Below are 19375 nucleotides of genomic sequence, written 5' to 3'. Positions count from 1 at the left end.
ACGTTGAAAGGGCCTGATACGGCGGGAAAAAGGCGGAGCATTCGCGCAGGCTGACCACGGGCATGAAAAAGCCCGGGAGCACCGCGGATGACGTAATCCAGAACGCACTTTTTTGTAATGGGGAGCTACCCCCTGCGTGCTCCCCCCGAGACGGCAGAGCCGAACGGCGGGGACGTCGCGTACTGCTTGTGTTCATTCTCAAGATCGTCACATCTCGCCTGTGTCCCAGGCACTTTCAGTATGGATGATTTTCCGGCGCGCTGCAAGTGGGGCAGGCAAGGAAAACCCCATCAGGCGGGAAATTCGGAGGAAACGAAAGAATGAGGGAGAACAATGCTCACAAAGCGGCAGGAGCGTTTTGCAGCGGCGTACGCCGTGCTGGGGGACGAGGAGCAGGCCGCCGTGCAGGCCGGGTATGCGGAGCGTACAGCATCCGCCACGGGCAAGCGTCTGCTGCGGCATTCTGGGGTGTCGCAGGCCGTGACCACCATGCAGGAGGACGCGCGCATGCACGACGCGGTGACGCGCCAGTGGGTGACGGCGCGCCTGAAGGAAGTGGCGGAGCGGTGCATGCAGGCCGCCCCGGCGCCGGCAGGGCGCAGCGCGGTAGAGGGAGGCGAGTACCGTTTTGACGCCTCCAACGCCAACAGAGCGCTGAGCCTGCTTGGCAAGTATTTGCAGATGTTTTCGGACAAGGCCGACCCGGCACGGACCGGCGGCACACATGAACAGCGGCTGGAAGAACTGGAATGACAGAACGTGAACGCAATATACGCAGGCGCCTGAAAACGGACTTTCCGCACTACGCAGAGCGGTGTCTGTGGGTGCGGACCAAGAGCGACGGGCTGACGCCCCTGCGGCTCAATAAGGCCCAGCGCACCCTCCATGCGCGGCTTGAGGACCAGCGCCACAGCGCGGGGCGGGTGCGGGCACTGATTCTGAAAGGACGACAGCAGGGGTGCTCCACCTATGTTGCGGCCCGGTATTTTTGGCGGGTGACGCACGCCCGCGGCTGCCACGCGCTGGTTATGGCGCACGAGATGGAAGCCGCGCGCGGACTGCTGGGTATGGTCAAACGCTACTACGACCATTGCCCCGCAGCAGTACGCCCCGTCCTTGGGCACGACAACTCGCGTGAACTGCAGTTCCCCCGCCTTGATTCCGGCTACCGCGTGGCAACGGCTGGTGCACGCGGCGCGGGCCGCTCCCAGACCATCCAGTATCTGCACGGGTCCGAGGTGGCGTTTTGGAAGAACGCCGCCGAACACGCCGCTGGCATGCTCCAGACCGTGCCCGATGCCGAAGGCACCGAGGTGGTGCTTGAGTCCACAGCCAATGGCATGGGCGATTTTTTCCATCAGGAGTGGCAGCGGGCCGAGGCTGGGGAATCGCCGTTTATGGCGGTGTTTATCCCGTGGTTTTGGCAACCGGAATACCGCCGCGAGGTGCCCGAAGACTTTGTGCCCACTGACGAGGAACAGCAGTACCGCGCCGCCCATGGGCTGGACATGGAGCAAATCGTCTGGCGGCGCAACAAAATTGCGGAACTGCGCGATGCGGTGCTGTTTCGGCGCGAGTATCCGGCCACGGCGGCGGAGGCGTTTAGCTTTACCGGTGTAGAGCCGTTTATTGCCCCGGAGGTGGTGATGCGGGCGCGCAAGGCGGACGCGGCAGGGTGCGGCCCTGTGGTGTGCGGCGTAGACCCCGCCCGCTTTGGCAATGACGCCACGGGCGTGATGTTCCGGCAGGGGCGTTTGGCCTTTGGGCAGCGGCGGCTGGTGCGGCGCGACACCATGCAGGTGGCCGGGGAGTGCGTACGCATCCTTGAAAGTGAACGTCCCTATGTGGCGCGGCTGTTTGTGGATGCTGGCGGGCTGGGCGCCGGGGTGGTGGACCGCCTGCGCGAGATGGGCCTGAGTGGCCGCGTCAGCGCAGTGAATTTTGGCAGCCGGGCCAACAGGCCGGAGCGCTACGCCAACAGACGCGCGGAGATGTGGGGCTTGATGCGGCAGTGGCTGGGGGACGCCGCGCAGGCGGACATTCCCGACGATGACGCCCTGCACGCGGACATCGTGGCCCCGTCGTACTCCTATGACAGTTCCGGGCGGCTTGTTTTGGAGTCCAAGGATGACATGAAACGGCGCGGCCTGCGCAGCCCCGACCTTGCCGACGCGCTGGCCCTGACTTTTGCCCACCCCGTACGGGGGGGCGGCATGCGCCAGCGCTACGCCGAGGTTGGCGAAAGCGGCATGCAGAGCGCCATGCAGACCCACGCCTGCTGAGGCGGGCATCACCACGACAGCACAAGGAGGAACGCAGCATGGGTGGAGTGATTTTTTCCAAACCGTCCAAACCGGACCTGCCGCCACCGCCCCCGCCACCGGAGGAGCCGGACACCGCGGAACTGGAGGCGCAAAAGCGCCTTGAGGCCGCACGGCGGCGCGAGGCAGAGCGCCGCAGGCGCGCTTCGGCATCCACAATCGCCACCAGCGCAACGGGTGACAGCTCGTCCGCGCGGGTGCGCAAAACCACGCTGGGGTGACCATGCAGACACAACGCAACGCGCGCTCCGCCCCGCCCCAGGGCGCACCAGAACGCGGCAACGCACAGCGCGAAACAGCGCGGGAAGTGCTGCGGCGTTTTGACGCCGCGCGGCAGGCGCGCCAGCCCTTCGACCCCGTGTGGGAGGACGTCGCCACCTTTATGGGGCCGGAGTACGCGGGCTTTTCCGGCAGTGAACCGCAAATCCGTCGCCGCCCAGAAATCGTGGACGCCACGGCAACGCGCGCGGCGGGAGTCTTTGCCGCGGGCATGCTCTCCGGCGCGTGCTCCCCGGCGCAGCGGTGGTTTTCGCTGGAGCTGGACGACCCCGATGTTGCGGACCGTCCGGACGTGCGGACATGGCTGCAGGATGTGGAGGACGCCTTTTACGCGGCGCTTGCCGAGGGCGGCTTCTACCGCGAGCAGGCGCTGGCCTATCACCAGTCCGGTCTCTTCGGCTGGCAGTGCATGTATTTGGACGAGGGCGCAGACGGCGGCGTGCGCTTTAAGGCGCTGCCCCTGTCTGAAGTGTTCATCGAGGAAAACGCGCAGGGCGTGGTGGATACGGTGTTTCGCCGCTTCACCCTGACTGCGCGGGATGCGGCGTCGCGCTGGGGGCTGGACAATATGCCGGACACTGTGCGCCGCGCGGCGCAGGAGGTGCGGCGGCAGGGCGAGCGGTTCGACTTCCTGCATGCGGTGTTTCCGCGCGGTGGGGGAGCGCCGGGCACTGCCGGAGGGGCGCTGCCCTTTGCGTCGGTATATCTGGAGCTTGGCTCCCGGAACATCGTGTCCACAGGCGGCTATGAGGAATTGCCCTACATCGTCGCCCGCTACCACCGCCTGCCGGGCACCGCTTATTCCACCAGTCCGGGTACGGAAGCCCTTGCCGACGTGAAGATGCTCAACGAGATGAAGCGCCTCATTCTTGAGGCGGGTCAGTTGGCCGTTGCTCCGCCCTATCTGGTGCCGGACGACGGGTTTGTGGGCCGTTTCTCCTTTGAGCCGCGGGCCATGAACTACTACCGCCGCGCCGAGGGCAACAGCCTTGCGGACTTTGGCCCGCTGTCCGTTGGCGGCGATCCGCGCTTTTCGTGGGAGCTTATGCAGGCCACGCGAAAGGACATCGACGCGGCGTTCTTTGTGGACCTGTTCCTGACTATCCGCTCCCGCAGCAGCGCCGGGGCTACGCCCACCGCGCGGGAGGTGGCGGAGCTTGCCAGCGAGCGCATGTTCCTGCTGGGGCCGCTGCTCGTCAATCAACAGCAGGAAAACTTCGGCAGGTTGTTTGACAGGCTCCACAGGCTCTTGGAACGGCGCGGGGAACTGCCCGCACCGCCGCCGGAGCTGGTGGGGCGGCGGCTGCATGCGGAGTACGTCAGCCCGCTGATGCTGGCCCAGAAGGAGGGCCGCGCCCAGACCGTGTTGCAGACCTACGCGGATGCCGGACAGTTGGCCGCGGTTGCGCCCGAGGTGCTGGATAACTTCGACCACGACGAGAATCTGCGGCGGCTCATGGAGAGCCGGGGCTTCCCGCAGCGGGGCATCCGCTCCCGCGCGGCGGTGCGCAGGGTCCGGCGTGAGCGCGACGAAAACACCGCCAAGCTCGCCATGAAGGAGCAGCTTTCGGAACTGCGCGAGGTCGCCAAGGTCTTTCCGGACCTGTCCAGCGCGCCTGAAGAGGGCAGCCCGGCCAAGGCGCTGCTCACCGGGATGGAGGACGCCACATGACCCTGGACGGCATGACGGAACAGGACATTGCCGCGCATGTGCGTGCGGCGCTGGGGACGCCCTCGGGCCGCGTGCTGCGGGAGGTGCTGCGCACCCACTGCTTTATGGCGCCCACCGGTGCCCCCACGGACTGGCACAGCGGCGAACAGGTGGCCTTCCGCTACGGCCGCATGACGCTATTTCAACTTCTCGAATTTCTTGAAACCGCACAGGACACTGCTGCGAAAGGAGCTGACGGACCATGAATATGGAAGCCTCCCCCGCCCCCGAAACCGGAAACGGCATTGAGACACCTTCCACTCCGGCTCACTGGATAGAGGATGTCATTCCCGAGGACGCCGCCATTGATGTGGACGGCCACAACGTGCCCCTGCGCGAGCACCCGAGCCTGCGGGAGTTCAAGTCCCCGGCGGATATGGCGCGTTCGCTTCTGCATGCGCGTTCTCTGGTGGGGCGCAAGACCATTGGTCTGACGCCGCCCAGCGAGGACGCCACCGACGAGGAGCAGGCCGCCTTTGATGCGGAGTTGCGCAAGATGGTGGGCGTGCCCGAAGCCCCGGAGGGCTACGAACTGGCTATGCCCGAAGGCGTGGATGCGGACGGGACCTTTGTGGATTGGTTCCGCGAATCCGCCCACGAGCTTGGCCTGTCACCTCAGCAGGCGCAGGGCCTGGCCGACCGTTACAACGCTCTTGTGTCGCAGTTTGCCGAGGGCGACGAGGCCATGGCCGGAGCGCGCCGCGAGCAGACAGGCCAGCAGCTGCGCCAGTTGTGGGGTGAGCAGACGGACAGGAACCTTGACGTGGCGCGGCGCGGATTTGGGCGCGTTGCCGAGCAGGCGGGCCTGACGCAGGGCGAGGCGCGCGGCGTGCTTGACGCCTTTGGCGACAACGCCGCCATGGTGCGCCTGTTCCACAGCGTGGGAATGGCCTTCACAGAGGACACGTGGGCGGCGGGCAATGGTGGTCCGCAGGGCCGTCGCCCCACCATGTCCACGGAACGGTTCTTCGCCGAAGAGGTCTTCGGCGGCTGACCGGGGCGGCCCGGAGACGGTTCCGGGCCGATGAACACGGGGGCCAAGCCCCAACAGACGTGCGAAAGGAGCACATTTCATGAGCATTACCGGAACACTGCGCGAGATTTCCGCGGCCTACGCCAAAAAGCAGCCCAAACAGGTGGACTGGCTGACCGAGGAGACTCCCGTCCTTGACGTGATCCCCTTTGAGGAAGCCTCCCACGCCCTGTGGAACGTGTATGAGGAAGTGGCGGAAGTCTCCGGCGGCGGCTTTGTGGACATGGACGCGCCGCTGGACAGCATCGACGTGGATTCCCGCCTGCGCAAGGTGGACCTCTCCATCATGGGCGCCAAGATGTTTTGCCCGGAGGACAAGGCCCGTGCCTTTGGCGGCAGGGACAAGTACTTCGCCAAAAAGACCCCCAAGGCCCTGCGCAAGCTGGGCGTGGATGCGGAAAAGGCCATCATCTACAGAAACCTGCGCCAGTTCGCCCTGGACAACAACGCCCTCATCAATGCCGGCGGCTCCTCTGGCGGCTGCTGGTCCATCCTTGCGGTGCGCTTCGTCTCCGGCGAGACCACCGGCCTGTACAGCCCCGTCGGCTTCAAGCAGGGCGGTCTGCTGAACGTGACCGCCATCAACAACGGTGGCTTGTACGAGAACGAAAACGGCATCCTTGGCTACGGCGTGCGCTACAAGGGCTACTTCGGCATGCAGGTGGCCAACCCCCATACCGTGGCGGGCCTGGTGAACATCACCGAGGACAAAAAGCCCACCGCCGTGATGGTGGACAATCTGTTGGACATGGTCCGCGCCCAGAAGGGCACCTTCCTGTTCTGTCACCGCAAGGTGCTGTCCATCCTCGCCGAGGCGGGCAAGGGCGCAGCCTTCCAGATGGCCCCCGGCGACCGCAATGTGGACCGCCGCATCGCCGAATGGAACGGCGTGCCTATCATCACCAGCTACAACTTCGAGGACGCGACCGAGCAGAGCGTCACGGTCAAGAAATAGGAGGACGCATGTACACGCAGACCCTGAAGATGCACGACGGCTATCTGGCCAAGGATATGCCCCTGCCCAAGGACACCACGGCCAACGGCAACGGCACGCCGCAGGACTATACCGGCACCCTGGGCGCGGCGCAGGTGGTGGTGGAGGCCGCCTCCGAAATTGCCCTTGCCGAGGGCAAAACGCTGACGGTGAAGCTGCTGCATGGCGGCAGCATGCCAGAGGAATTGGGCACCGTGTGCAAGGTGTATGGCGGGGCGCCCATTGGCGCTGGTGAAGTGTTGGGCCGTTTTGTGGTCCCCACGGATGCGCAGCCTGGTGTGAAGGCTATGGTGCAGACCTCGGACCCGTCCGCCAGCGGCTCCATTTCCATCTACGGTGAATATCTGGCCCGATAGCGGGCGCGGGGCGGGCCGCCATGTGCGGCCCGCCCATACGACGACGCAGCCCCGCCGCCACGCGGCGGGAAGGAGAACGATATATGCAGTTCAGACGCTTGGATGACGTGGCAGGTCCGGGTCAGCGGCAGGGTGAGCAGGGCGGCACGCCCCGACAGGGTGCGGAGCGTTCCGCCCGGCTGATGCTGGACGTCAAGGCTCTGCGCCGCCTTGGCGTGGAAGAGGCCCCCGCCCCCGGTGATGTGTTTGCCCTTGCTGGGCGGGCCACAGTGGGCGAGCCGCAGGGCCATGGCGATGGGCGCGGCGGCGTTGCCTTCGCCCTTGAGGTCACGCGCCTGACCCCGCAGGAGAGCGGCCGTCCGGAGCGCGACGAGGACGAGGACTTCTTCCGCGGCGTGTTTGACGGAGGGATGTAGCCGTGCCTGCGCGGATTTTGTCCGCGGCTCTCATCGAATTGGGTGAGGACCGCATCACATCGGCGGATCAGGATACGGAGCGCGCCCGCATCGTCTCGGCCCTCTATGAGGAGGAGCGGGACGCCCTGCTGGAGGAGCATCCGTGGAACTTCGCCATCGCCCGGGCCGAATTGGCCCGGGCGGCCGAAGGGCCGGGTTTTGGGTACGGCAGGGCCTATGTGCTCCCGCCGGATTGCCTGTACGTCATGGAGGTGCAGCCGGATGTCCCCTTTAGCATTGAAGGGCGCGCCCTGCTGGCCGACAGCGGCACCATGAAGGTGCGCTACGTGCGCCGGGTGACCCGCGTCAGCGAAATGCCGCCCACCTTCCGGGTGGCGCTGGCGACGCGCATTGCCGCCCATGCGGCTAAGAAAATCACCGGCTCCTCGGCGGAGAAGGAGCGTATGGAGAATCTGTACCGCCAGCGCCTGCGCACGGCCAAAAGCCGCGACGCGCAGGGCGGTGGCCGGCCCGTTACGCGCCGCCCGGACGGCTTCATCACCGCGCGGGGCGCGTCATGCTGACGGCAACCCCCATCATCAACGCCTTCACCGCTGGCGAACTCTCCGCGCATATGGATGGCAGGACGGACCATGAAAAGTACTACTCCGGCTGCCGCAGGTTGGAGAACTTCATCCCCCGTCCCCACGGCAGTGTGTTTCGCAGGCCGGGCACGCGGTTTGTGGCTCCTGCCAAGCACGCGGACCGTCCGGCGCGGCTTATCCCCTTTGACTTCAACGCCACCCAGTCCCAGAGCTACGTTCTGGAGCTTGGTGACAAGTATATGCGGTTCTACACCGATGGCGGCGTCATCCTTGGCGAGGACAATGCCCCGTACGAAATTGAAACCCCGTGGACGCAGGACCAGATTCATGACGTGAATGTGGCCCAGAGCGCGGATGTGCTCTATCTGGTGCATCCGCACGTGCGCCCGCACAAGCTCACGCGCCACGGGCATGACGACTGGACCATTGCGCCGCTGGAGTTCCACGCTCCGGGCTGGGATATCGACATCTACGAGGGCGAGTTGTGCGGCGGCAAGGGCTTTCAGGGCGATACGTTTACCCTGCCCGAAGGGGCGCTGTTTGAGTGCTGTTGGCTGCTGAGGCGCGTTGCGTTCACGGTGACCTACTGGTTCAAGTACATCGGCACGCGGCAGTTTGATGCGCTGGACAGAGAACTTAAGGTGACCTTCAAGGACTCCCCAAACGAGGACGCCGACGACGAGGTTGAAAGCATCTACGCCAATGGCAAGCTACAAACCAAGTACTGGAAGGAAATCTCCAAGGGCCACACCATGCCCGAGGCGTGGAAGGATGGCTGCTGGCCGTCGTGCATTGGCTTCTATGAGGACCGGCTTGTGCTGGCGGCCACGCCCGAAGCGCCGCTGACGCTGTGGCTGTCGCGCACCGGCGAGTACGAGGACTTTCGCCTGAATACCAGCCTCTTTGACCATGGCATTCAGGGCGAGCCTCTTGATGATGACGCCATTGAAATCACGTTGTCCGGCTCCCGCGTCAATCCCATTCGGTGGCTGATGGATCAGGAGCACCTGCTGGTGGGGACCAATGCCTCGGAGGTGAAGGTCTGGTCCGGCGTTGAGGGCGAGGGCATGACCCCCGCCAAGTGCCAGCGCAAGCGCCAGTCCGCTCACGGCAGTGCGTCCATGCCCGCCCAGCTCATCTCCAACGCCGTGCTCTATGTGACCCGCTCCGGGCGTAAAATTCGCGAAATGACCTTTGACTACGCGTCCTATAGCTACGCCGCACCGGAACTGACGCTGCTTGCGGAGCACGCCACCGGTCCGGGGCTGTGCGAGATGGATTACGCGCGTGAGCCCGACGGCGTGCTGTGGTGTGTGCGCAGTGACGGGGCGCTGGTGGGCTGTACCTACCTCAGCGAGGAAAACGTGCGCGCATGGCACCGGCATCCCCTTGGCGGGGATGGACGCGTGGAATCCGTGGCCGTCATCCCCGGCGCGTGGGGCGACGAGGTGTGGCTGCTGGTGCGGCGTACGGTTGAGGGGCAGGTGCGCCGCTATGTGGAGCGTATGGACCCGGGCTTTGCCGCCCATGGCGCGCCCGATGCCAGCGACGCCTTCTTTGTGGACTGCGGGTTGTCCTACTCGGGCGAAGCCGTGGACCATGTGGACGGCCTGTCCCATCTGGAGGGCGAGACCGTGCAGGTGCTGGCGGACGGTTGCGTGCTGGGCGAGCGTGTGGTCCGCGGGGGCGGTGTGGACCTGCGGCGCAATGCGCGGCGGGTGCATGTTGGGCTGGGGTATTCCAGTGTGTTGCAGCCCATGCGGCTGGAGGTTGGCGCGGGGGGCGGCACCTCGCAGACCAAGCGCAAGCGCGTGATGGGCGTGACGCTGCGCTTTTTGGAAACAGTGGGCGGGCGTGTGTGCTCCGGCGATGACCGTGAAGGCCGCTACGAGACCATCCTCTCCCATGTGCATGATGTGCGTGCCGGCGTGGCGCCGGGGCTGTACTCCGGCGATAGGTTGGTGCGCCTGTCCGGCGGGTTTGACCGCGACGGGCTGTTTACGGTGCGGCAGGACGACCCTTTGCCCATGACGCTCATCTGCTGCGTGCCCGAAGTGGTGGGAGGAAATTGATATGCGGCTGGAGATAGTTCCCTTTGTCCCTGAGCATGCGGCGCGCATCCGGCTGCGGCCCTTGGACGCGCTTGGTCTGGAGGGCGCGCCCGCTGCGGCGGACCCACTGGAGACGGGGCGGATGTATGCGGCCAGCGGTCCGGCCTTTAGCGGTCTATGGCAGGGGCGCGTTGTGGCGAGTGCGGGCATTGTGGTGTCGCGCCCCGGCCTTGGCGATTGCTGGGCGCTGACCAGTCCGCAGACTCCGCGCTTTGCCCTGTCCTTTCAGCGGGCGGTGGTGCGGATGCTGCCGCGCCTTGTGGCCGAGGCGGAGATTGAGCGGCTGCAGGCCCTTGTGGTGAGGGGCCACGCCACCAGTTGCCGCTGGCTGTCGCGGCTGGGCTTTCGGCGCGAGGGACTGCTCCGGCGGCTGTATGGCGGCAGGGACTATTACATTTATGGGAGGATAGAGACATGTCAGTGATGCTCCCCGTAGCGGCAATTGCCGGACTGCAGGCAACATCCACATGGACGCAAATCAAGAGCGCCCAGCAAAGTGAGCGGCTGGCAAAACAGCAGGCCGAAAACGCCCGCATTGCGGGTGAATACGAAGCAAAACGCATCAAGCGGCAGGCAAAGCACAACGCACTGAGAATGCGCGACGCATCCCAGCGCGCGGCGGCGCAGAGTTTGGTGGAGTACGGCGTTCACGGCCTTGATGCCTCGGGTGGTTCCGCCGTGGAGGTGCTGTCTGGACAGGCGGCGGCTCATGAACGAAGCATGGTCGAGATGGAGCGTGACGCCGAATACCGCGCCCGGCAGGCGCGCTACGGTGGCAGGTACTCGGCAGGGCAGTACGACCTGCGCGCCGATGCCGCGCGTCAGCGCCAAGGCAGTATTATCCGCGGCAAGATGATCGGCCTTGGGTCGTCCCTGCTTGCCGCCAGATAGCGCGAATCCAGCGCCACAGTGGCGCGAGATATGAGCAACGAACAGGAAGGTGCCGATATGGCGGAGATAGCACAGAGGGCCGCGCAGGACGGACGCCCACTTGAGCAGGTGGCGACGCAGGACATGGAGCGGCTGGATGAATTTCGCGCCGTGGACGATGAAGCCTCGCGCCGGGTGGATGTGGAGCGCGACGTGGTGCGCATAGTGTCCGAAGCGGCGGAAAAGGGCGACATCGACGGCGCGTGGGACGCCCTTGAAACCTACCACGATGACGTGGTGGCCGATGAGGGGACGGACCCGCGAATCCGCGAGCGCCTTGGGCGCTATTGCCGCTATCAGGCGCGGCGGGTTATGGCGCTGAACCGTCAGCGGTCCATTGCGCGGGAGCGGGAAGACCGCGTGGAGCGCCTTGGGACAGATTTGCGCTTTTATGTGGAAGCCGTGGAGCAGGGCGAGATGGCGGTGGAAACCGCTAAAGCCGGCCTGCGCGAGCGCCTTGACGCTGCGCGTCCGTGGCTCCGGAGCGGCGAGGTGGAGCGGCTTTCGGCGTCCTTTCAGCAGCAGCTCACCGTCAGCCGCCTGCGCCACGACATTGTGGCCTCATCCGGCGCGGTGGAGGATGAACAGGCCCTTGCCAGCCTGCCCGAGGCTGAAGCGGCCCAGCTTCGCGCCCTTGCCGAGCGGCTGAGCTTTGAGGCCCTGGTGCATCATGTGGTGGCCCTTGTGGAGCAGGACGCCACAGGCGCGGACGGAGAGGTGGACTATGACGCCGCGTTGGAGGCCCTTGAACCGTCGTCGGCGCTTCGTGCGCAGGGAATTGACGATACCTGCGCCCAGCGCGCCGCGTCCCGCGTGCGGTCGCGGCGGGCGGCAGCGGAGCGGGTGGCCCTTGCCCAGCGCGAGGCCGCGCGGGTGGCGGCCATTGAACAGATGATGACGGCCTATGAGCAGGGCGACTGCGCGGCGGCGTTTGCGGCGGTGGACGACGCGCGCGGCGTCTTTGGCGAGGAGGAATACACAACCCTTCTGGATGTGCTGGAGGAAGAGCAGTGGACCACGTATCCCGGATCCATGGTGCGCGGGGTGCTGCTGTGCCTACGCGGCGAATGGCGCAAGTCGCAGATGCTGTGGTGCGTTGGCACGATATACAGCGCGGACGACGCCTGGCGCATTGCGGCAGTGTTTGCCCTCGCGCAGAAGCCGTGGAGCGTACTTCTTATGCGCGGGGTGGAGCGTGTGGACGCCGCCTTTGGCGCGGACGAGAGCGGGCGGAAGCTGGCGGACGCGGCAACGCGTGATATTTTGGCGCGGCTGGACGTGTGCGGCGGGAATGCTGAAGCGGTCTTTGACGCGCTGACGCCGGGGAGTCCCGGCTACCTTGTGGAGCGTATCATCAGCGCGTACGGCGGCACGGCCGCCTGATGAAAAAAGCGCCCCGGCCGAAAGGCTGGGGCGCTTTTGCGTTACTGCATGAAATTCTTAATGCCTGTGAAGACGATTTGCGCGGCGAGGGCCGCCAGCACAAGGCCCGAGAGCTTGGTGAGGATTTCAATTCCCACATTGCCAAGGGCGCGTTTGATGCGCGAGGCCATAAAGAGAATGACGCCCAGGCACACCACCGCGGCGGACATGGCCGCAAAGCCGATGGCCTTTTCCAGCGAGGAGCCAAGCCCAGCGCCCATAACCATCATAACACCCACCGTGGCGGGGCCGACGGCGATGGGGATGGCAAGGGGCACAACGCTGATGTCGCCTTCGCCGGGGTCAACCTTGTCGTCCTTCTTTTTGTCCTTATTGCCCTGCACCAGTGCGACGGCGGACAAAAACAGCAGCGCGCCAGCGCCAATGCGGAAGCTATCCAGCGTAATGCCCAGAATCCGGAACAGCGGGTTGCCAAAGAAGAAGATGATGCCGCACAGCACAATGGTGGAGATGGTGGTGCGGATGGCGATGCCGTGCTGTTCCTGCTTGGTCATGCCCTTGGTGAGGGCAAGGAACATGGACAGCACAAAAAAGGGGGCCAGCACGAAGAAAAACTTCGTGAAGATGTTGATGAAGAGACTCATTCCCATACCTCATGCGAAAAAAAGGAAGTAGCGCGGCCCCGGCGCAGTGTTGCGGGTGCGGCGGGGCCAATGTGTGTCAAGGCGCGCTCACTACTGCCTTGATGCCCTCCGCGTCAACCACAATGTGCGGATGTCCGGGCGTCGCCGCAGGAAAATGCGCAGAAGGGCGAATGAAACAGTTTGAGATGTCACAGCATTTTGCATGATTCGCATAAGGAGAAAGATGTAGAGACGTGCGAAGGAATGGCAGGGGGACAGGGAACGCAGAGTGATGCGTGGGGCGGTGGGAAAAGTGCGATTGATGTGACGGTGGCAACAGGGGCAGTGCGCCGTGCGGGGCGGTGGACGAAGGAGGCAGGCTGGGAGCGTTGTGCTGGTGGTGCGCGGCGGCGCGGAGTAAGGGCGCAGTGGGCGGGGAACACTCCGGCTGGGGCGCATGGCGTAGTGTGGAAAAGGAAACTGAAATGGGGTGTAGGTTTGTTGGCGGATGGCGACTGGGGGCGTGTGCGCGGGGCGGCTTACACCGGGGCTTCGGCTCCGGTGACGTGCAGGGCGCGGCGGTAGCGCAGGCGCAGACGCAGGCCGTCGGCTTGGGCTTCCATTTGGGCGCTGTGGATGAGGCGGCGGTCTTCGGCAAGTTCGGCGAGAATGCGGCAGTGCGGGGCGTCTGGCGGGGCGTTCCAGCCAAGGGCGAGAGTGAGGGGGAGGTCCTCCGGCGGCAGGGAAAAGGCGCGGTCGCCAACGGCGGTGCTGGCCATGTCCAAGGTGCACCACGAACTACGCAGAATGGGACTGGTGAGGATATAGCGCCGGGGAGGACCGGGGAGTTTGCGGATTTCTATATGGCCTTGGGGGAAGGGGAAAAAGCGCAGAAAGTCGAACCGGGGCGGACGGGGAAAGCCTGTTGAGGGAATGGGGGGCGAGGCGGCCAGCGCTGCGGCAAAGCGCTTGGCAATGAGCGTGAGCAGGCTTTCGGGCAGGGGCGAGTCCACACCGGACACAAGATGCCATGCCCATGCGTGACAGCGTTCCTCATGGGTCGTGAGGTCCCGCAGTACCGTAGGGGTGAACGGCTTGTAGCAGTGCCGACAATGCGCCCTGATGGCGTCGTTGTACGCATTCCGCGCGGCCTTCATCACGTCGTGGAGGACAACCTGCTTCACGTCGCACAGGTAATCATCCTGTTCGTGAATGGCGACGGGGATGATTGCTTCCGCTGTGGGAATGTCCATGTGTCAAGTTGTATGGCGAAACGGGATGCATTGTCAAAAGAACAATGCATCCCGTTTCGAAATTTACAGGTTTTTTGCGGTGTTTCGCCTTGCGCGCTACAGACACTGCGATTGCAGTTCCTGCCCTAGGTACGTGCGCTCGGCTTCGCCAAGGATGCCAAGGGACAGGCAAAGAAGCGTCCACAGGTGCACGGTGTGCCACGCACCATTGTACACGGAGCGCAAATCGTGGATTTGCGAGTGGCAGTTGTGGCAGGGGGTGATGACATAGTCCGCCCCCGTGGCCAGAATCTGCTGCGCCTTGAACTTGCCGTAGGCGCGGCGCTCCGCGGCGTAGCCCGATTGCAGCGCGCCGCCACCGCCGCCGCAACAGTAGTTGCTGGAGCGGTTGGGGTGCATTTCAATGAAGTTTTCTTCGCCAACCACGGCCTTGGTGACAAAGCGCAGGTCCTCGGCCACAGGGTCGCCAAGGGTCTTGCGCACCAACTGGCACGGGTCCTGTATGGTGAAGGTCAGGCCGAGGTCGCGGTTCCAGTCTGCGTTGACGGGCAGCTTGCCCTCGCGAATCCAGCGCGCGTACCACGGAATGATGCTCTCCAGTCGAAACGATGGCGTAATGCCGAATTTTTCCAGTCCGGCCCGGACTGCGTAAAATTCGTGGCCTCATTCAGTGTTGAGCCAGACTGAACAGCCCAGCGCTTCAACCGCCTCCACCTTTTTTCGGACGATGCGCTCCCAACTGGCGTCGTCCGCTGCAAACATGCAGTAGTTTTCTGCGGCCCAGCCAACGGAGCCGTAGGTCCAGTCCGCCCCCACCACGTTCAGAATTTTCCACAGCGGCACCATTTCGTCAGGCTCGGTGACCGGCTCGCGGGAGTTTTGGTTCAGAAAGAACATGGCGCCGTGCTTGTCGATGGGCGCGTCCAGCGCGGCTTGGCCGTCCTGCGTGTCGCGCACCTCTTCCAGAACGTCCTCTACCACGAAGGCGAAGTCCTCGGAGCTGGCGCCCATGGCGCTGGCGCCGGGAGTGCGCAGGGCTTGATCGCAGGAGCCGATAATCCCGCGTGGGCGCTCCTCACGCGGCCACGCGGCGCGGGCGGCGTAGACCAAGGCGGGGATGTCGATTTGCATGGGACACACGTGCACGCAGCGGCGGCACATGGTGCACATCCACACCCACGGCGTGCGCGCCAGTTCATCGTCCATGCCTAGCGTGGCCATGCGCACGAATTTGCGCGGGTCCAGTCCTGCCAGCCCTGTGGCCGGGCAGGCCGATGAGCACATGCCGCAGGTCAGGCAGGTGTCAAAGCTGCCTCCGGTGGGAAACAGCTGGCGCGAGAGGTCGCGAAAGGCGGGGATGTCCCGCGCCCTCGTGGCGGTATCAGTCATTGTGCCCTCGCTTGTCGGGGCCGGGGGCGTCCTCGTCGCCAGCGGCGGCAACGTGCAGGCAGACTCCGGCCTGTGAGAGGATTTCCCGGAAGCGTCCGGGGGGCGCGCCGTCGGTGAACAGCGCGTCCACGTCGGAGATATGACCAAGGCGCATCATCGCGCCGCGTCCGAACTTGCTCTTGTCCGCCGCCAGAAATGCGCGGCGGCAGGTGCGCATAATGCACCGCGTAATGCGGATTTCGCGCTCGTCAAAGTCCAGCAGGGTGCCGTCGGTGTCGATGCCGCTGAGGGTGACAACGCCATAGTCCGGGCGAAACTGTTTGAAGAATTCCACGGCGCTTTCGCCGATGATGCCGTTGTCGCGCTGGCGCAGGCGTCCGCCAGCGACCAGAATGTCCACGTCGCGCGCGCCGCGCATCAGGGCGGCAACGTTGAGGTTGTTGGTGATAATGCGCAGCCCGGTGTGCCCGGCCAGCGCCTCGGCGATGAATTCCGACGTAGTGCCGATATCCAGCACCACCGAGGCATGGTCCGGGATGCGGCTGGCCACAAGGCGCGCAATGCGCCGCTTTTGCGGGGCGCACAGCTCGCGCCGGACGCCATAGGCGGCATTGTGCGAGCCGGAGGCCGGTCCCGCGCCGCCGTGGTAGCGGCGGATAAGCCCCTGCGCGGCAAGGGCGCGGACGTCGCGCCGGATGGTCTGTGTGGAGCAGGAAAAATGCTCGGCCAGTGCGTCCAGCGGCATAAAGCCACGGCTGAGGATGCCCCGGAGGATGCCTTTTTGTCTGGCGGACAGCGCAAGGGTGGCCGCATCGGCAAAATTGCCCGTGGCAGTAGCGTTGTTGTGTGTTGCCTCTGTGGTGTGTGGCATATGTACCGCTATGGCTTGGTGGTTGGTCAGTATGTATTCGGTACGCAGTATGCCACATATGGCGGTTCTTTGTCACTGCTGATCAAAATGTGACACCGCTTTGGTGAGTGTGGTGTTCTTTCTGCTGTGCTGTGTTGACAAATTGTGCGTATGGGGTACATTTGCTTGGCAATTTCTTGTACTTTTGAAAGATGTCGGCAAATAGCCAACGGGGCGCGCATGCAGACACAGGTGCTGATTATAGGCGGAGGAGCGACGGGCACCGGCCTCGCAAGGGATTTGGCCCTGCGTGGTGTTCGGAGCATCGTTGTGGAAAAACGCGATGTGAACGCCGGCGCCTCGGGCGGCAACCATGGCCTGTTGCACAGTGGTGCGCGCTACGTGCACAGCGACCCGCATTCTGCCGCAGAGTGCCGGGAAGAAGCCGAAATCATCAAACGTATCGCCCCCCAATGTGTCGAGGACACAGGGGGGCTTTTTGTTGCCGTGGCGGGTGATGATGAAGACTATGTCGCCCGGTTCCCCGGGCTGTGCGAGGCCAGCGGCGTGCCCTGCACGCCCATGGCGGTAGAGGACGCCTTAGAGCGCGAGCCGGAACTCTCGCCCAAGACCATCGCCGCCTACGCCGTGCGCGATGCCTCCATTGATCCCTTCCGCCTGTCCCTTGAGAATTTGTACCACGCCCGCGACATGGGCGCGGGCTATATGCGCCGCACCGTTGTGGAGAAGTTCGAGGTGGACGGCGGGCGCATTGTGGGGGTGCACCTGCGCCATACGCGGTCCGGGCGGGAAACCGTTGTGGAGCCGGAATACGTGGTCAGCGCGTCCGGCGCGTGGGCCGCGTGGGTGGCGGCCAAGGCGGACATCACCATCCCCATGCGCTACTCCAAGGGCACGCTTCTCGTCACGCATGAGCGCATGACCGACCACGTCATCAACCGCCTGCGTCCTCCCGGCAACGGCGACATCGTGGTACCGGGCGGCACGGTATCCGTCCTTGGGACCACGTCGGAGCGCGTCCATAACCTCGACACCATCCGTCCCACCATCCCCGAAGTTGACGAAAATATCATCGAAGGCGCGCCCATGGTGCCGCGCCTTGCCACGGCGCGCTATGTGCGGGCCTACGCCGGAGTGCGCCCCCTCATCGACCTCGGCGGCAGCGGTGATGACCGCGCCGTGAGCCGTGGGTTTGAACTCTTCGACCATGCCGAGGACGGGGTGGAGAACTTTTTCACCGTGACCGGCGGCAAGCTGACCACCTATCGCCTGATGGCGGAGAAGACCGCCGACCTCGTGTGCCAGCGCCTTGGGGTGGACGCCCCGTGCAGCACCCATGAGGAACCGCTCCCCCCGGCGGACCGGTGCCGCTGGACCGAACCGGGCCTGACCCCGCGCGAATGGGCGCGCCGCCACAGCCCGGACGACGCCCTGCTGTGCGAGTGCGAAATGGTGCCCCGCAGCACTGTGGACGACATTATGTCCGGCTGCCGGGAATATGCCTCGCGCCCGGCGCTGCGGGCCATTGGCCTGCGCAGCCGCGTGGGCAAGGGGGCGTGTCAGGGCGCGTTTTGCGGTATCCGCGTGGGGGCGCACCTGTACGACGCCGGGGAGTTTGATTCCCCCGAAGGGCTGGTGCGCATGCGCGAATTTTTCTCGGAGCGTTTTAAGGGCCAGCGGCCTGTGCTGTGGGGCGTGCAGCTTGCGCAGGCGGAGCTGGCCGAAGCCCTGCACTGTGGCCTGATGGGGCTGGATAGGGTGCAGACCGGGGAGCCTGACGGCACTGACGACAGCGGGGGAGGTGACGAGCATGAACACTGAGCATGTGCGCGCGGACCTTGCGATAATCGGGTGTGGTCTTGCCGGCGTGGCGGCGGCGGTGAGCGCCTCGCGCCGTGGTTTGGACGCCGTGCTCCTTGGCAGTACCGGCGGCATTGTGTTCACCAGCGGCTATCTGGATGTTTTTGGGCTGCTGCCCGGAACGCAGGAGGTCTTTGGCGACCCGTGGCAGGGGCTGCGGGGCATGGCTGCGGCCAATCCCAAGCACCCCTACGCGCGCATGGCGTCATCGGACGTCCGCGCGGCCATGGAGCAGTTCGTGGCATTTCTTGGCGATGCCGGGCTGGACTACGTCCACGGCGGTGACCGCAATCTGTCCGCCCTGTCCCCGGCCGGAACCTTCAAGCCCACGTGGGCCATGCCCGCCACCATGGCCAAGGGGCCGGACATCCTCGCCTCGGACGCGGCCTGCGTCATTGTTGGCATTGAGGGGCTGAAGGGCTTTTCCGCCAAGCAGGTGGCCGCCAATTGCTGCGGTCCGCAGCGCGGTATCCGCGCGGCGCAGGTGCCTTTTCCGGGGCTGGAGGGCTACGACGAAGTCTTTGCCGAGCATGTGGCCCGCGCGTTGGAAGTTCCCGCAAACCGTGAAGCTTTTGCCGAGGTGCTGCGCCCCCACTGCGAGGGCGTGCAGGCGCTGGGGCTGCCTGCCATTTTGGGTATCCACGCTCCGGGCGAGGTGCTGGCGGCTTTGGAGGCGCTCCTTGGCGTGACGGTGTTTGAGATTCCGTCCATGCCGCCGTCCTTAGCGGGTATCCGCCTGCGCGAGGCCTTTGAGGAGTCCATGCCCCGGCTGGGCGTGCGGCTGCTGGCGCGCAAGGACGCGCTGTCCGTAACGCAGGTGCCGGATGGGCTGGAGATTATGGCCGGTGCGCGCACGCCGGAGGTGCGGGTGACGGCCACGGGCGCGGTGCTGGCGACGGGGCGCTTTCTTGGCGGCGGTCTGCGGGCGCTGCGCACCGGTGTGGAGGAAACGGTGCTGGGCGTGCCCGTCACGCAGCCGCCCACGCGGTCGGACTGGCACCGTTTGGAATATTTTGATCCCGGTGGCCATGACATCAACGCCGTGGGCGTGGAGGTGGACGGGAACATGTGCGTCATTGGCGCGGATGGCCGTCCTTATCACCCGCGGATGTATGCTGCCGGGTCCATCCTTGCGCATCAGGATTGGGTCCGGACGCGAAGTGGTGCTGGGTTGGCCGTGGCAACTGCCGACAGGGCGGTGGCCAGTTTCGCAGAACAGGTTGGATAAGCCGGTGCGGCGCGGCCGCACGATGCGCACGCC

20 protein-coding genes are annotated in these 19375 nt (G+C 65.2%); 16 read left to right on the top strand and 4 right to left on the bottom strand.

The window, feature by feature from the left end:
• Positions 1-333: 333 nt before the first annotated feature.
• The 14 genes from ACI3L3_RS02690 (at position 334) to ACI3L3_RS02625 (ending at position 12118) form a co-directional block, all read left to right on the top strand.
• Positions 334-753, top strand: a complete 420-nt coding sequence (locus ACI3L3_RS02690; protein ID WP_404843553.1) for a terminase small subunit — start codon at positions 334-336, stop codon at positions 751-753.
• Complete coding sequence (locus ACI3L3_RS02685; RefSeq protein WP_404843552.1) at positions 750-2282, top strand: hypothetical protein; 1533 nt, start codon at positions 750-752, stop codon at positions 2280-2282. The genes ACI3L3_RS02690 and ACI3L3_RS02685 overlap by 4 nt, the downstream gene beginning before the upstream one ends.
• 38 nt (positions 2283-2320) lie before the next feature.
• Positions 2321-2542, top strand: coding sequence for a hypothetical protein (locus ACI3L3_RS02680; RefSeq protein ID WP_404843551.1), 222 nt, complete (start codon positions 2321-2323; stop codon positions 2540-2542).
• Positions 2543-2544: 2 nt separating this feature from the next.
• Positions 2545-4272 carry a portal protein gene (locus ACI3L3_RS02675; RefSeq protein WP_404843550.1) on the top strand — a complete coding sequence of 576 codons (1728 nt, stop codon included), beginning with the start codon at positions 2545-2547 and terminating at the stop codon, positions 4270-4272.
• Positions 4269-4517, top strand: a complete 249-nt coding sequence (locus ACI3L3_RS02670) for a hypothetical protein (protein ID WP_404843549.1) — start codon at positions 4269-4271, stop codon at positions 4515-4517. Before ACI3L3_RS02675 ends, ACI3L3_RS02670 begins: the two co-directional genes overlap by 4 nt.
• A complete protein-coding gene (locus tag ACI3L3_RS02665) occupies positions 4514-5305 on the top strand; it encodes a hypothetical protein (RefSeq protein ID WP_404843548.1) in 792 nt (263 codons plus the stop codon). The genes ACI3L3_RS02670 and ACI3L3_RS02665 overlap by 4 nt, the downstream gene beginning before the upstream one ends.
• 79 nt (positions 5306-5384) lie before the next feature.
• On the top strand, positions 5385-6299 hold the full coding sequence (locus ACI3L3_RS02660; RefSeq protein ID WP_404843547.1) for a major capsid protein: 915 nt from the start codon (positions 5385-5387) through the stop codon (positions 6297-6299).
• Between the two features lie 8 nt (positions 6300-6307).
• Positions 6308-6694, top strand: a complete 387-nt coding sequence (locus ACI3L3_RS02655) for a hypothetical protein (protein ID WP_404843546.1) — start codon at positions 6308-6310, stop codon at positions 6692-6694.
• Positions 6695-6777: 83 nt separating this feature from the next.
• Positions 6778-7110, top strand: a complete 333-nt coding sequence (locus tag ACI3L3_RS02650; protein WP_404843545.1) for a hypothetical protein — start codon at positions 6778-6780, stop codon at positions 7108-7110.
• Between the two features lie 2 nt (positions 7111-7112).
• On the top strand, positions 7113-7673 hold the full coding sequence (locus ACI3L3_RS02645) for a hypothetical protein (protein ID WP_404843544.1): 561 nt from the start codon (positions 7113-7115) through the stop codon (positions 7671-7673).
• Entirely contained in the window at positions 7667-9766 is a 2100-nt protein-coding gene (locus ACI3L3_RS02640) for a hypothetical protein (protein ID WP_404843543.1), read from the top strand. The genes ACI3L3_RS02645 and ACI3L3_RS02640 overlap by 7 nt, the downstream gene beginning before the upstream one ends.
• A 1-nt stretch (position 9767) precedes the next feature.
• Positions 9768-10229 carry a hypothetical protein gene (locus ACI3L3_RS02635; RefSeq protein ID WP_404843542.1) on the top strand — a complete coding sequence of 154 codons (462 nt, stop codon included), beginning with the start codon at positions 9768-9770 and terminating at the stop codon, positions 10227-10229.
• Positions 10220-10696 carry a hypothetical protein gene (locus ACI3L3_RS02630; protein ID WP_404843541.1) on the top strand — a complete coding sequence of 159 codons (477 nt, stop codon included), beginning with the start codon at positions 10220-10222 and terminating at the stop codon, positions 10694-10696. The genes ACI3L3_RS02635 and ACI3L3_RS02630 overlap by 10 nt, the downstream gene beginning before the upstream one ends.
• Positions 10697-10753: 57 nt before the next feature.
• Positions 10754-12118 (top strand): hypothetical protein, encoded by a 1365-nt coding sequence (locus ACI3L3_RS02625; protein WP_404843540.1) that lies wholly within the window; start codon positions 10754-10756, stop codon positions 12116-12118.
• A gap of 41 nt (positions 12119-12159) precedes the next feature.
• Here ACI3L3_RS02625 and ACI3L3_RS02620 read toward each other — a convergent pair whose 3' ends face one another.
• From ACI3L3_RS02620 to ACI3L3_RS02605, 4 genes are all read right to left on the bottom strand, one after another.
• Entirely contained in the window at positions 12160-12762 is a 603-nt protein-coding gene (locus ACI3L3_RS02620) for a MarC family protein (RefSeq protein WP_404843539.1), read from the bottom strand.
• Between the two features lie 518 nt (positions 12763-13280).
• Complete coding sequence (locus tag ACI3L3_RS02615) at positions 13281-13994, bottom strand: hypothetical protein (protein ID WP_404843538.1); 714 nt, start codon at positions 13992-13994, stop codon at positions 13281-13283.
• Positions 13995-14090: 96 nt separating this feature from the next.
• Positions 14091-15383, bottom strand: a complete 1293-nt coding sequence (locus ACI3L3_RS02610) for a (Fe-S)-binding protein (RefSeq protein WP_404843537.1) — start codon at positions 15381-15383, stop codon at positions 14091-14093.
• Positions 15376-16254 carry a DeoR/GlpR family DNA-binding transcription regulator gene (locus ACI3L3_RS02605; RefSeq protein WP_404843536.1) on the bottom strand — a complete coding sequence of 293 codons (879 nt, stop codon included), beginning with the start codon at positions 16252-16254 and terminating at the stop codon, positions 15376-15378. The genes ACI3L3_RS02610 and ACI3L3_RS02605 overlap by 8 nt, the downstream gene beginning before the upstream one ends.
• Positions 16255-16473: 219 nt before the next feature.
• Here ACI3L3_RS02605 and ACI3L3_RS02600 point away from each other — a divergent pair, with 219 nt between their 5' ends.
• Positions 16474-18075: an FAD-dependent oxidoreductase gene (locus ACI3L3_RS02600; protein WP_404843535.1), complete on the top strand. Its 1602-nt coding sequence runs from the start codon at positions 16474-16476 to the stop codon at positions 18073-18075.
• The gene (glpB, locus tag ACI3L3_RS02595) at positions 18065-19342 is read left to right on the top strand and encodes a glycerol-3-phosphate dehydrogenase subunit GlpB (protein WP_404843534.1); all 1278 of its coding nucleotides are present in this window, start codon (positions 18065-18067) and stop codon (positions 19340-19342) included. The genes ACI3L3_RS02600 and glpB overlap by 11 nt, the downstream gene beginning before the upstream one ends.
• The last annotated feature ends 33 nt before the right edge of the window (positions 19343-19375 follow it).

The sequence above is a fragment of the Desulfobaculum sp. SPO524 genome (genome assembly GCF_044987625.1).
Lineage (GTDB): Bacteria > Desulfobacterota > Desulfovibrionia > Desulfovibrionales > Desulfovibrionaceae > Desulfobaculum.
This window is presented reverse-complemented; position numbering and strand designations above follow the sequence as displayed.

Excerpts from the sequence above, each read along its gene's own strand:
- ACI3L3_RS02615 (WP_404843538.1), bottom strand. The coding sequence starts at position 13,994 with ATGGACATTCCCACAGCGGAAGCAATCATCCCCGTCGCCATTCACGAA.
- ACI3L3_RS02605 (WP_404843536.1), bottom strand. The coding sequence starts at position 16,254 with ATGCCACACACCACAGAGGCAACACACAACAACGCTACTGCCACGGGC.
- ACI3L3_RS02665 (WP_404843548.1), top strand. The coding sequence starts at position 4,514 with ATGAATATGGAAGCCTCCCCCGCCCCCGAAACCGGAAACGGCATTGAG.
- ACI3L3_RS02685 (WP_404843552.1), top strand. The coding sequence starts at position 750 with ATGACAGAACGTGAACGCAATATACGCAGGCGCCTGAAAACGGACTTT.
- ACI3L3_RS02650 (WP_404843545.1), top strand. The coding sequence starts at position 6,778 with ATGCAGTTCAGACGCTTGGATGACGTGGCAGGTCCGGGTCAGCGGCAG.
- ACI3L3_RS02690 (WP_404843553.1), top strand. The coding sequence starts at position 334 with ATGCTCACAAAGCGGCAGGAGCGTTTTGCAGCGGCGTACGCCGTGCTG.
- ACI3L3_RS02630 (WP_404843541.1), top strand. The coding sequence starts at position 10,220 with ATGTCAGTGATGCTCCCCGTAGCGGCAATTGCCGGACTGCAGGCAACA.
- ACI3L3_RS02635 (WP_404843542.1), top strand. The coding sequence starts at position 9,768 with ATGCGGCTGGAGATAGTTCCCTTTGTCCCTGAGCATGCGGCGCGCATC.
- ACI3L3_RS02620 (WP_404843539.1), bottom strand. The coding sequence starts at position 12,762 with ATGAGTCTCTTCATCAACATCTTCACGAAGTTTTTCTTCGTGCTGGCC.
- ACI3L3_RS02670 (WP_404843549.1), top strand. The coding sequence starts at position 4,269 with ATGACCCTGGACGGCATGACGGAACAGGACATTGCCGCGCATGTGCGT.
- ACI3L3_RS02680 (WP_404843551.1), top strand. The coding sequence starts at position 2,321 with ATGGGTGGAGTGATTTTTTCCAAACCGTCCAAACCGGACCTGCCGCCA.
- ACI3L3_RS02675 (WP_404843550.1), top strand. The coding sequence starts at position 2,545 with ATGCAGACACAACGCAACGCGCGCTCCGCCCCGCCCCAGGGCGCACCA.
- ACI3L3_RS02600 (WP_404843535.1), top strand. The coding sequence starts at position 16,474 with ATGCAGACACAGGTGCTGATTATAGGCGGAGGAGCGACGGGCACCGGC.
- glpB (WP_404843534.1), top strand. The coding sequence starts at position 18,065 with ATGAACACTGAGCATGTGCGCGCGGACCTTGCGATAATCGGGTGTGGT.
- ACI3L3_RS02625 (WP_404843540.1), top strand. The coding sequence starts at position 10,754 with ATGGCGGAGATAGCACAGAGGGCCGCGCAGGACGGACGCCCACTTGAG.
- ACI3L3_RS02655 (WP_404843546.1), top strand. The coding sequence starts at position 6,308 with ATGTACACGCAGACCCTGAAGATGCACGACGGCTATCTGGCCAAGGAT.
- ACI3L3_RS02660 (WP_404843547.1), top strand. The coding sequence starts at position 5,385 with ATGAGCATTACCGGAACACTGCGCGAGATTTCCGCGGCCTACGCCAAA.
- ACI3L3_RS02640 (WP_404843543.1), top strand. The coding sequence starts at position 7,667 with ATGCTGACGGCAACCCCCATCATCAACGCCTTCACCGCTGGCGAACTC.